10 protein-coding genes are annotated in these 11,925 nt (G+C 69.3%); all 10 read left to right on the top strand.

Features of this window, described 5'->3' with window-relative positions:
* Positions 1-29: 29 nt before the first annotated feature.
* Positions 30-368, top strand: a complete 339-nt coding sequence (locus tag AC6EKW_RS01185; protein ID WP_498513444.1) for a tetratricopeptide repeat protein — start codon at positions 30-32, stop codon at positions 366-368.
* Positions 369-380: 12 nt separating this feature from the next.
* Complete coding sequence (locus AC6EKW_RS01180; RefSeq protein WP_273887298.1) at positions 381-833, top strand: hypothetical protein; 453 nt, start codon at positions 381-383, stop codon at positions 831-833.
* Positions 834-918: 85 nt separating this feature from the next.
* Positions 919-1,623 (top strand): DUF92 domain-containing protein, encoded by a 705-nt coding sequence (locus AC6EKW_RS01175; RefSeq protein WP_498513443.1) that lies wholly within the window; start codon positions 919-921, stop codon positions 1,621-1,623.
* 146 nt (positions 1,624-1,769) lie between these two features.
* A complete protein-coding gene (gene leuS / locus AC6EKW_RS01170) occupies positions 1,770-4,202 on the top strand; it encodes a leucine--tRNA ligase (RefSeq protein ID WP_498513582.1) in 2,433 nt (810 codons plus the stop codon).
* 112 nt (positions 4,203-4,314) lie between these two features.
* A complete protein-coding gene (locus AC6EKW_RS01165) occupies positions 4,315-6,141 on the top strand; it encodes an adenine deaminase (RefSeq protein ID WP_498513581.1) in 1,827 nt (608 codons plus the stop codon).
* Positions 6,142-6,145: 4 nt separating this feature from the next.
* Positions 6,146-6,682, top strand: a complete 537-nt coding sequence (hpt, locus tag AC6EKW_RS01160; RefSeq protein WP_498513442.1) for a hypoxanthine phosphoribosyltransferase — start codon at positions 6,146-6,148, stop codon at positions 6,680-6,682.
* 137 nt (positions 6,683-6,819) lie between these two features.
* Positions 6,820-7,695, top strand: a complete 876-nt coding sequence (locus AC6EKW_RS01155; protein WP_498513441.1) for an FAD binding domain-containing protein — start codon at positions 6,820-6,822, stop codon at positions 7,693-7,695.
* Entirely contained in the window at positions 7,692-8,159 is a 468-nt protein-coding gene (locus AC6EKW_RS01150; protein ID WP_498513440.1) for a (2Fe-2S)-binding protein, read from the top strand. Before AC6EKW_RS01155 ends, AC6EKW_RS01150 begins: the two co-directional genes overlap by 4 nt.
* Entirely contained in the window at positions 8,159-9,538 is a 1,380-nt protein-coding gene (locus AC6EKW_RS01145; RefSeq protein ID WP_498513580.1) for an 8-oxoguanine deaminase, read from the top strand. The genes AC6EKW_RS01150 and AC6EKW_RS01145 overlap by 1 nt, the downstream gene beginning before the upstream one ends.
* Positions 9,535-11,853: a xanthine dehydrogenase subunit D gene (gene pucD, locus AC6EKW_RS01140; protein WP_273887304.1), complete on the top strand. Its 2,319-nt coding sequence runs from the start codon at positions 9,535-9,537 to the stop codon at positions 11,851-11,853. Before AC6EKW_RS01145 ends, pucD begins: the two co-directional genes overlap by 4 nt.
* Positions 11,854-11,925 lie beyond the last annotated feature (72 nt).

Genomic DNA, 11,925 nt, shown 5'->3' with positions numbered 1-11,925 from the left:
TATCGTGTGTTTCGTGCTAAAAACACACCATGGAAGGTAGAGAGAGCCGCGCCGAGACCTTTCGCAGGCTGCTGGAGCGGGACCCGGACAACCCCATGGTCCTCTGTTCGCTTGGGATAGAGCTCTTCAAGGAAGGAAACTACCCGGAGGCGGGAGATTGCTTTCGGAGGGCCATCGAGAGCAAGCCGGACTATTCGGTGGCTTACAGGATGCTGGGCCGCACGCTCTACGAACTGCGCCAGGATGTGGAGGCCCGGGAGGTCTTCGAGAAGGGCCGCGAGGTGGCGGAGAGGAACCGCGACCTCCAGACCGTGAGGGAGATAGACGTCTTTCTGCGCCGCCTGCAGAAAAGGTCGGAGGAAAGGTAGCCCGACCTGCCGATGACGGAACTCAGCGTGAACATACTCGTGGACTACGAGAGCCCGCTGGCCCGTCGGGTGGCCGGGGACGTATGGTCCGGGCTGGCCCGGGCGTCCGCCGGGGAGGGTCGATCGCGAACGAAGGCTTTCTGGGAGAGCCTGCGGGAGCGTGGTCTCCGGGAGAACGTCGGGGAGGCGCGGGTGCGGATCTTCGTGATCGGGCAGGACGAGCCGGAGGCGGTGGAGGAGGTAGTAGGGGCCGTCTCCCCAGGGACGGAGCTCTACGGCGTCGTCGTGGCGGTGCCCGGGCGGCCGAGCCCGCTCGCGGGTCCGCTGCTCTACCAGGCGGTGGAGAGGCTGAACGCGACGGGGGTGAGAGCGGGAGCGGTCGAGCCCGCGCTGTTGCATGCGGTCCCCGAGGAGGGGGAATCCTACGCCCGGCGGCTCCTGGAGCGTCTCGGGAGCAGGGTCTGAGGTCCTCGCCCCCGGACGACGGGGTTTTCGTGCAAGATCCGGTTCCTCGGAGGGAACGCGTTGGTCCGGGCTGGGAGGCGGAAGGTTGCTGGAAGATCTCGTCGCGGGTGTGCTGATCACGGGCGCCTTCGCCGTGCTCGCCCGCACTCTCGGTGTGGTGAGTCTCTCGGGGGCCGTGGGAGGCTTCGTCGTCGGGGTGCTGATCTACGCGTCTTTGGGCTGGCGGGGGTTCGCCGTCCTCGCGCTCTTCGTCGTCGGGGGGGCGGCGCTGACCAGGGTCGGCTACCGGATGAAGCAGGGACGCGGTGCGGCCGAGAGCCGCGGCGGGAGGCGCGGGGCGAGGAACGCCCTCGCCAACGGTGCGGTCGCGGTCGTCTGTGCCGGGCTCGCCGCCACGTCGGGGCAGGACCTATTTGCGGCGGCGTTCGTCGCCTCGCTGGGCGCGGCCTTCGCCGACACCGCGGCCTCGGAGGTCGGACCCCTCTTCAGCGCCGCGCCGCGCAGGATAACCACCCTCGAGAGGGTCCCGGCCGGGACCGACGGCGCCGTCTCGCTGCCGGGCAACCTGGCCGGAGCGGGTGCGGCCATCCTGACCGCCTCGTTCGGGCTTTCGCTCGGGCTCCTCGGCTCCCCCTCCGAGGCGTCCGGCGTCGCGCTGGCCTCCTTCGCCGGGATGCTCGCGGACAGCCTCGTCGGGGCGATCCTTCCTGAGCTCGGCAACGAGCTGACGAACGTCGCGTGCACCCTCGTGGGCGCGCTTGTGGGGCTTTCTCTGGCTGCGGCCGGATGATATATTTCCATTGTATGGGAAGCAGGAGCTTCAGAGCGCATCGCGAGGTCGAAGGCCGACTATAACGCCTGCGCTCTGTCCCTCGTTCGAACCCGCAGAAGGACCACGCACGAGCGTTCCCCGAAGGAGTTTCGACCGTGAGCGAGGTGTCGGTAAAGAAAGAATACGATCCCGGTGCGATAGAGAGCCGCTGGCGCAGGAGGTGGGCCGAGAGCGGCCTCTACGAGACCGACGAGGATCCGGGTAAGCCCAAGCACTATGCGTTGACCATGCTTCCCTACCCGAGCGGGGATCTGCACGTCGGGCACTGGTACGCGATGACCCCCTCCGACACCCGGGCGCGCTTCATGCGGATGCGCGGCTATCGGGTCTTCTTCCCGATAGGCTTCGACGCCTTCGGGCTGCCGGCGGAGAACGCGGCGATAAAGCGCGGCATCCACCCACGGAAGTGGACCTACTCGAACATCGAGAACATGCGGGGACAGCTGCGGCAGATGGGCACGATGTTCGACTTCGACGCCGAGGTCGTGACCTGCGAGCCGGAGTACTACCGCTGGAACCAGTGGTTCTTCCTCAAGTTCTACGAGCGGGGGCTCGCCTACCGCAAGAAGGCGCCGGTGGACTGGTGCCCCTCGTGCAACACCACGCTCGCCCGCGAGCAGGTGGTGGGCCCCGACCGGCGGTGCGAGCGCTGCGGCACCCCGGTCATAAAGCGCAACCTCACCCAGTGGCTCTTCAGGATCACCGAGTACGCAGACGAGCTTCTCGACTTCTCGAAGATAGACTGGCCCGAGCGCGTGAAGACGCTGCAGACGAACTGGATCGGGCGTTCCGAGGGGGCGGAGATAGAGTTCGAGATCGAAGGCTACGGCCCCATCACGGTCTTCACCACCCGTCCGGACACCGTCTTCGGGGCGACGTTCATGGTGCTCGCCCCGGAGCACGAGGCGGTCGAGAGGATAACCGCGCCCGAGCGCGCCGCGGAGGTGCGCGCCTACGTCGAAGAGGCCGCCCGGATGAGCGAGATAGACCGCACCGACACCACGCGCGAGAAGACCGGCGTCTTCACCGGGGCCTGCGCGACGAACCCGGCCACCGGGGAGAGGATCCCGGTCTACATCGCCGACTACGTGCTCCTCGGCTACGGTACGGGCGCGATCATGGCCGTCCCCGCCCACGACGAACGGGACTTCGAGTTCGCCACGAAGTACGGGCTGGAGATACGCCCGGTCATAGCCCCGCCCGAGTGGGATGGATCTCCTCTCGAGGAGGCCTACGCCGGGGAGGGGACGATGGTCAACTCAGGGCCCTTCGACGGCACCCCGAGCGGGGAGGGCCGGGAGAAGGTCACCCGCTGGCTCGAGGAGCGGGGGGCGGGGAGGCACGCCGTCAGCTACCGTCTGAGGGACTGGCTCATTTCCCGCCAGCGCTACTGGGGCACCCCGATCCCGATCGTCTACTGCGAGAGGTGCGGGACGGTGCCGGTGCCCGAGGAGGACCTGCCCGTCCTGCTGCCGGAGGACGCGGAGTTCACCCCGACCGGGGAGTCGCCGCTCAAACGCGACCCGGACTTCTACAATACCACCTGCCCCCGCTGCGGCGGCCCCGCCACGCGCGAGACCGATACGATGGACACCTTCGTCGACTCCTCGTGGTACCAGTACCGCTACCTCTCGCCCCACTACGACGAGGGGCCCTTCGATCCCGAGCAGGGGAGGAAGTGGCTGCCGGTCGACCAGTACACCGGTGGTGTCGAGCACGCGGTGATGCACCTGCTCTACACGCGCTTTTTCACCAAGGTGATGCGCGACATGGGGCTCGTGGACTTCGACGAGCCGATGTTGAGGCTCTTCAACCAGGGTGAGATCCTCGGTCCCGACGGCAACCGGATGAGCAAGAGCAAGGGCAACGTCGTGAACCCTCAGGAGTGGGTGGACCGCTACGGATCGGACGTGCTGCGGTGCTTCTTGATGTTCATCGGGCCCTGGAACGAGGGCGGTCCCTGGGACGGACAGGGGATCGAAGGCGTCGCCCGCTGGCTGCGCCGGGCGCACTCGCTGGTGGTCGAGGGCGAGCCCTCCGGGGCGGAGGCGGACCCGAAGGAGCTTCCCCGCCGCACGAGCCGGCTCGTCAAGCGGGTCACCGAGAACCTGGAGACCTTCCGGTTCAACACCGCGATCGCGGCGCTCATGGAGCACACCAACTACCTGCTCGCGGTGCGCGGGCGGGTGGATGAGGAGGAGTGGACCTCCGCCCTGCGCGACTTCGTGCTGGTCCTGGCGCCCTTCGCCCCGCACCACGCCGAGGAGATGTGGGCGGAGCTGGGCCAGCCGTACTCGGTGCACCAGCAGAGCTGGCCGCAGTGGGACGAGGAGCTGGTCGCAGAGGAAGAGATCACGCTCGTCGTCCAGGTCAACGGCAAGCTGCGCGACCGCATCCGGGTCCCGACCGACGTCTCCGAAGAGGACGCCCGCCGGCTCGCGCTCGAGAGCCCGAAGGTGCGCCAGCACGTCGAGGGACGTGAGATCAAAAAGTGCGTCTACGTGCCGGGGCGCGTGGTGAATCTGGTGGTGGGTTAGCCTCTACGGTCGTAGGCGGCCCTTTCCACGCCGATCCCGGCGTCGGGCGCGTTTTGTCCCGCCGTACCGTGGGGTAGTATGCCGCTGGGCCTGACGGAAGGAGAGTGGAGTGATGGAGGAGTCCGGCAGGAGAAGGCCTCTCTACGAGATGACCCGGGAGCTGGCGGCGACCGCGATGGGCGAGCTTCCCGCGACGCTCGTCGTCCGGGGCGGGAGGCTGGTGAGCGTGACGTCGGGCGAGGTCATCCCGGGGATGGACGTCGCCGTACAGGGCCCGCGCATCGCCTACGTCGGCCCCGACGCGGGGCACACCATCGGGCCGGACACCCGGGTGATAGAGGCGGAGGGGCGCTACGTCGCGCCGGGGCTCCTCGACGGTCACTGCCACATCGAGAGCAGCCAGCTCACCGTCACCCGGTTCGCGGAGGCGGTGCTCCCTCTGGGCACCACCGGCGGTTTCTTCGACGCGCACGAGATCTCTAACGTGTTCGGCCTCGAGGGCCTGAGGCTGATGCTGGAGGAGGCGCGCACCACGCCGCTGGCGGCCTACCTCGAGGTCGCCTCCTGCGTCCCTTCGACCTCGACGGACCTGGAGACGCCCGGAGCGGTCCTCGGCCCGGAGGAGGTCGCCGAGGCGATGGGCTGGGGGGAGGACGTGATCGCGCTCGGAGAGGTCATGAACTTCCCCGGGGTCGTCTTCGGCGACGAGAAGATGCACGGCGAGATAGAGGAGGCCCTGAAGGCCGGGCGGGCCGCCGACGGGCACTTTTGCTGGCCGCCGGACGACCGACGCCTCGCGGCCTACGCCGCGAGCGGCGTGAGCGGATGCCACGAGGGGACGACCCCGGAGGATACTCTCTGGCGCCTCAGGCAGGGGATGTACGCCAAGCTGCGGCGCGGCTCGGCCTGGCACGACGTCGCCGCTACGATAAAGGCGCACACGGAGATGGGGCTCGACCCGAGGCGCATCCTGCTCGTCACCGACGACCGCAGCCCGGAGTCGATCATGGACGAGGGGCACATGGACTTCGTCGTGCGCCACGCCATAGCCCAGGGGGTGAGGCCGGTCGTCGCCTTCCAGATGGCCACCCTGAACACCGCCGAACGCTTCGGCGTCTCACACGACGTCGGCAGCGTGACCCCGGGCCGCCGCGCGGACATCATCCTGCTCGACGGCGACCTCGCCGACGTGAGGGTCTGCCTCACGGTGGCGGCCGGCGAAGTCGTCGCGGAGGATGGTAGGATGGTCGCGGAGATCCCGCGGTTCGAATACCCCTCTTTCGCGCTCGACTCGGTGCGGGTCTCCGGTCCCGTCACGGAGGAGACGTTCGCCGTGGAGGCGCCCGTCGAGAGCGGCCGGGTGCCGGTGCGGGCTTTCCGGGTGGTCGAGAACCACGTGGAGACACGGGAGGAGCGCGTGGAGCTCCCGGTCTCCGGAGGGCTCGTGCACCTCGACCCGGAGCAGGACGTGTGCAAGGCCGCCGTGATCGAACGACACGGGAAGGGCGGCTGGAAGGCCGTCGGGTTCGTCTGCGGGGTCGGCTTCCGGGAGCCGGCGGCCATCGCGAGCACCGTCGCCCACGACAGCCACAACCTGCTCGTGATCGGGAGCTCCGAGGAGCAGATGGCCCGCGCCGCGAGGGCGGTCGTCGGGGCGGGGGGAGGCGTCGCGGTCGCCCGCGGGGAGGAGCTGGTGGTGCATCCGCTGCCGGTCGCCGGGCTTATGTCGCCCGACCCCTTCGAGGCGGTGGCGGAGCGCTCGCGGGCGGTCGGCCGGGCGCTCGCCGCGGCGGGATGCACGCTCAACTACGCCTTCATGACGCTCTCGCTCCTGGCGCTCGTGGTTCTCCCGGAGCTGCACCTCTCCGACAGGGGGCTCGTCAGGGTGGACGAGGGCGGGTTCCGGCTCGTGCCGCTGTTTACCGGGAAGGAGGCGTAGGACGATGGACGGCGTTCCGAAGCCGGGCCGGATCCTCGTCTCCTCCGAAGCGATAGACCGCAGGCTCGGGGAGCTCGGCGCCCGCATCACCTCTGACTACCGCGAGAGGAACCCCCTGCTCCTCGTCGGCATCCTGCGCGGGGCGTTCGTGGTGCTGAGCGACCTGATCCGACGCCTCGACATCCCCTGCGAGGTGGACTTCATGGAGGTCTCCTCCTACGGGACGGGCACCTCCTCCAGCGGGGTGGTGCGCATCCTCAAAGACCTCGAAGAGGACATAACCGGCCGGCACGTGCTCATCGTGGAGGACATAATCGACACGGGGCTGACCCTCTCCTACCTGAAAAGATCGCTGCTTGCGCGCAACCCGGCGTCTTTGGAGATCTTTGCGCTTCTGAGCAAGCCGAGCCGCAGGAGGGTTGAGATAGAGGTGAAGTACCTGGGCTTTGAGGTGCCGGACGAGTTCGTCGTCGGGTACGGCATAGACTACGCCGGCTACCACCGCAACCTCCCCGACATCCACGCCCTTGACAGCCCCTGAGAACGGGCTGTACAATCCACGAGTTAAAATTTACAATCCGCTTTGCGGAAAGTGAGGAGAGAGGAAAAGGCGCGCCGCGCAGGCGATCACCTAGCCTTATCTCCCTGAAGTAGCGAGAGACGTGAAAGGGGAGAGGGTTGGAGTTTCTGCAACCGGCTACCTGGCACGAGGCTCTGGAGGCCAGGGCTGAACACCCCGAAGCGAGGCCCATCTTCGGTGGCACGGACGTGATGGTCGAGCTCAACTTCGACCGGGACCGGCCCGGGGCGCTGCTGGATCTCACGCGCATTCCGGAGCTTTCGGAGTGGGGTGAGGAGGATGGCATGGTGAGGATCGGGGCGGGGGTCAGCTACGCCCGGATCATAGAGGAGGTGGGGGGCAGGCTCCCCGCCCTGGCCATGGCTTCCAGGACGGTCGGCTCGCCCCAGATCCGCAACCGGGGCACCGTCGGGGGGAACCTGGGGACGTCTTCTCCGGCGGGCGACTCTCTGCCGCCGCTGTATGCGGCCGGTGCGGAGGTGGAAGTCTGCTCGGTGAGGGGGGTGCGGCGGGTTTCGGTCGAGGAGTTCGTGAGGGGGCCCAAGCGCAACGCGCTCGCGGGGGACGAGCTGATCTCTGCGGTCGTGGTCCCGGTGGCCCGGGGGCCGGAGCAGTTCTCCAAGATCGGGACGAGGAACGCGATGGTCATCGCGGTCTGCTCGCTCGCCGTCTCGCTCGACGTGGAGCGCAGGAAGGTGCGGGCGTGCATCGGCTCTGCGGGCCCCACCCCCATCCGGGCACGCGAAGCCGAGGGCTTCATCGAGGGGGTGCTCGACGAGGAAGGACTCTGGGAGAGCCGGGGCGAGATAGGGGAGGAGGCACTCGGCCGGTTCGCGGAGCTCGTGCGAGAAGCGGCGCGGCCCATAGACGACGTCCGCTCGACGGCTGAGTACCGCCGGCACGCGGTCGGGGTTCTGGCCCGCAGGGAGCTCGCGTGGGTCTGGCAGGAGTACCGGGGAGGTGAGGCCAGGTGAGGCTGCGTCTGGAGGTCAACGGGGAGGTGCGCGAGGTCGAGGGCGTCTGGGAGGGGGAGAGCCTTCTGTACGTCCTGCGCGAGCGCCTCGGGCTCTACGGTTCCAAGAACGCCTGCGAGCAGGGCGAGTGCGGCTCGTGCTCGGTCTACCTCGACGGGGTGCTGGTGTGCTCGTGCCTGGTGGCTGCTGGTCAGGCCGAAGGCAGGGAGGTCGTCACCGTCGAGGGGCTCGCGGAGGGGGAAGGGCTGCACCCCGTGCAGGAAGCCTTCGTCGAGGCCGGGGCGGTACAGTGCGGGTTCTGCACGCCCGGGTTCGTCGTGGCCACCCACGACCTGCTCTCGCGCAACCCCGAGCCCACGGACGCCGAGATCCGGGAGGCCCTGGCGGGCAACCTCTGCCGCTGCACCGGCTACGAGAAGATCCTCGACGCCGTCCGCCGCGCCGCGGAGAGAGTCCGGGTGTGATGGCCGGAAGGCTCGTCATCGAGGGGTGCGCCATCGCCGCGGTGGGCGCTGAGGGTGCCGAGCACGCCCGCGGACACCTCGTGATAGAGGACGGACGCATCGCCGCGGTCGGCGAAGGGCCCGTCCCCGGGAGATTGCGGGAGGGGGCGCGGGTGGTGGATGGTCGGGGTCGTCTGGCCACACCAGCGCTCGTCAACTGCCACCACCACCTCTACCAGTGGGCGACGCGTGGGATGGTCCAGCAGGAGGACCTCTTCGGGTGGCTCTCAGGGCTCTATCCCCTCTGGGCCTGCATCGACGAGGAGGTGGAGCACGCGGCCGCTTCGGCCGGGCTTACGGCGCTCGCGCTCTCCGGGTGCGCGACCACGACCGACCACCACTACGTCTTCCCGCGCGGGGCGGGTGATCTCTTCGCCGCCGAGGTGGAGGCGGCGAGGGAGGTGGGATTGCGCTTCCATCCCACGCGGGGATCGATGGACCTCGGGGAGTCGCGGGGCGGGCTGCCCCCGGACGGGGTGGTGGAGGATCTGGAGGAGATCCTCGCGGCGAGCGAGGAGGCGGTGGACCGCTACCACGATCCCTCGCCGGGTTCGATGCTGCGCGTCGCGCTCGCCCCCTGCTCGCCCTTCTCCGTCACGCGTGAGCTCATGGCCGAGAGCGCCAGGCTCGCGCGCGAGAAAGGGGTCAGGCTGCACACCCACCTCGCCGAGACCGTCGACGAAGAAGAGTACTGCCGGGAGCGCTACGGCGTGCGGCCCGCGGAGTATCTGGAGGAACTCGGCTGGATCTCCGACGACGTCTGGCTCGCCCACTGCGTCCACCTCGATGGCGGGGAGGTGCGGCGCTTCGGGCGGGCGGGGACCGGCGTCGCGCACTGCCCCTCGTCCAACGGCAGGCTCGGGGCCGGGATAGCGCCGGTCGCGGAGATGCTCGGGGCCGGGGTGCCGGTCGGTCTCGGGGTGGACGGGGCTGCCTCCAACGAGGCCGGGGAGCTCGCGGGCGAGATGCGGCAGGCGCTCCTTCTGGCGCGGCTCGAGGGAGGCCCCGGGGCGCTCACGGCCCGTCAGGCGCTCGAGCTCGCCACGCTGGGCGGGGCGCGTTGCCTGGGGAGGGAGGACGAGATCGGCTCGCTCGAGCCCGGCAAGCTCGCCGACGTCGCGCTCTGGAGGCTCGACGATCTGTGGCACGCCGGGGTCGAGGATCCCGTCGCCGCGCTCGTCTTCGGACGCACCCCGCGCGTCGAGACGCTCTTCGTCGGCGGGCGGGCGGTGGTCGAGGGCGGGGAGATCACGACCGTCGATGAAGAAGAGGTGGCGAATGAGCTCTCCGCGGCGGGCCGCAGGCTCGCCGCGAGGTTCGAGGAGGTTCGAGGGAGATGACGCTTCAGAGTGCAGTTCCGGTCCGGACGCGTCCTCAGGTTCCCGGGAAGATCGGGCAGAGCACCACCCGCTCCGACGGCGTCCCGAAGGTGAAGGGGGAGTTCGAGTACTCCTCGGATCTGTGGATGGAGGGGATGCTGTGGGGGGCGACGCTGAGGAGCCCGCACCCCTCCGCCATCATCCGCTCGGTGGATACCTCCGCGGCCGAGGCGGTGCCGGGCGTCTACGCCGTTCTGACCCACGAGGACGTACCCGGCAGGAAGGTCTACGGGATGGAGGTTCCCGACCAGCCGGTCCTCGCCTGGGAGAGGGTGCGGTATGTCGGGGAGCCGGTCGCGCTCGTCGCCGCCGACCACCCCGAGACCGCCCGGAGGGCGCTGGAGAAGATAGAGGTCGACTACGAGGTCCTCGAGCCCCTCACCGACGCGGAGGAGGCGCTGCGGGAGGACGCGCCGAAGCTTCATCCCTCGGGCAATCTGCTCAAGCACGTCCACATCGTCCACGGCGACGTCGAGAAGGCCGCCTCCGAGGCCGAGGTCGTGGTCGAGGGGGAGTACGAGGTCGGGATGCAGGACCAGGCGTTCCTGGGGCCCGAGTCCGGGCTCGCGGTCCCCGACGGACAGGGAGGGGTGGACCTCTACGTCTCGACCCAGTGGCTGCACATAGACCAGAAGCAGATCTGCGAGTCGCTCGGGCTCCCGCCGGAGCGGGTGCGCCTGACGCTCTCGGGGGTCGGCGGGGCGTTCGGGGGCCGGGAGGACCTCTCGATGCAGATCCACGCGTGTCTGCTCGCGCTCGAGACCGGGCGCCCGGTGAAGATGGTCTACAACCGGGAGGAGTCCTTCTACGGACACGTCCACCGGCATCCCTGCCGGATGCGCTACGAGCACGGGGCGAAGAAGGACGGCACCCTCCTCTACGTGAAGGCCCGCATCGTCCTCGACGGCGGGGCCTACGCATCGAGCTCGAACGCGGTGTGCCTGAACGCCGGCACCTTCGCCTGCGGCCCCTACCGGGTGCCGAACGCCCTGGTCGACAGCTACATGCTCTACACCAACAACCCGCCGTGCGGCGCTATGCGGGGCTTCGGGGCCGTGCAGGTCTGCTTCGCGTACGAGGCGCAGATGGACAGGCTCGCCAAAAAGCTCGGCATGGACCCGGTCGAGCTCAGGATCAAGAACGCCATCGAGCCCGGCGACCGCTTCCCGTTCGGGCAGGAGGTCCCCTACCCGGCGCCGGTCGCGGAGATCCTCAGGCGGGTGAAGGAGATGCCCCTGCCGGAGGAGAAGGAGTTTGCAGGCCGGGATGTACGCGAGCTCCCCGGCGGGGTCTCCAACGTCACCCACGGGGAGGGCGTCGTTCGGGGCGTGGGGTACGCGGTCGGGTTCAAGAACATCGGGTTCTCGGCGGGCTTCGACGACTACTCCACGGCGCGCGTCACCCTCGCCGCGGAGGACGGAGAGCCGCTGGCGCGGGTGCACACCGCCGCGGCCGAGGTCGGACAGGGGCTCGTGACGGTGGAGGCCCAGATCGCGCGCACCGAGCTCGGGGTGGAGCGGGTGGAGGTCATGAACGCCGACACGAGCGTGGGCTCGGCGGGCTCCTCTTCGGCCTCCCGGCAGACCTACGTGACGGGATCTGCGGTGAAGCTGGCGTGCGAGGCGGTCAGAAAACGCCTCTTCGAGCGGGCGGCGGCGGAGCTCGGGGAGGATCCGGAGTGCCTCGCGCTCGAGGACGGCTGGGTCGTGCGCGACGGGGAGGCGCTCGTCCCGGTCGCAGACCTCCTCGAAGGGGAGGAGATCGAGGAGACCGTCGAGTACCACCACCGTCCGACCGAGCCGCTGGACGAGCGGGGGCAGGGGGACGCCCACCTGCAGTTCGCCTTCGCCGCCCACCGGGCGGTCGTGGAGGTCGACACCGAGCTCGGGCTGGTGCGGGTCGTCGAGATCGCGACCGCCCAGGACGTGGGTAAGGCCATAAACCCGCAGGCGGTCGAGGGCCAGATCGAGGGCGGGGTGGCCCAGGGGCTGGGGCTCGCGCTCCTGGAGGAGATCCAGGTGAAGGAAGGAAGGATCCAGAACGCCTCCTTCACCGACTACCTGCTCCCGACGATCCTGGACATGCCTCCGGTACGCTCGGAGATCCTCGAGCTCGCGGACCCGGAGGCCCCCTACGGCCTCAAAGGCGTCGGCGAGCCGCCGACGATCTCCTCGACCGCGGCGATAGTCGCCGCGCTGCGCGACGCGACCGGGCGGGAGCTCACCCGCGTGCCGGTGCGCCCCGAGCACATCGTCGGTGAGAAGAGCGGGTCCTGATGGCGGAATGTGCGGGAGGAGGTGATAGTGGCGTCGCACGACACCGGCAGGAGATCCATCGTAGAGAAGCAG

It is taken from the genome of Rubrobacter sp. M3-4 (genome assembly GCF_059772285.1).
The sequence above is the reverse complement of the archived record's forward strand: the minus strand, read 5'-3'. Positions and strand labels throughout refer to the sequence as shown.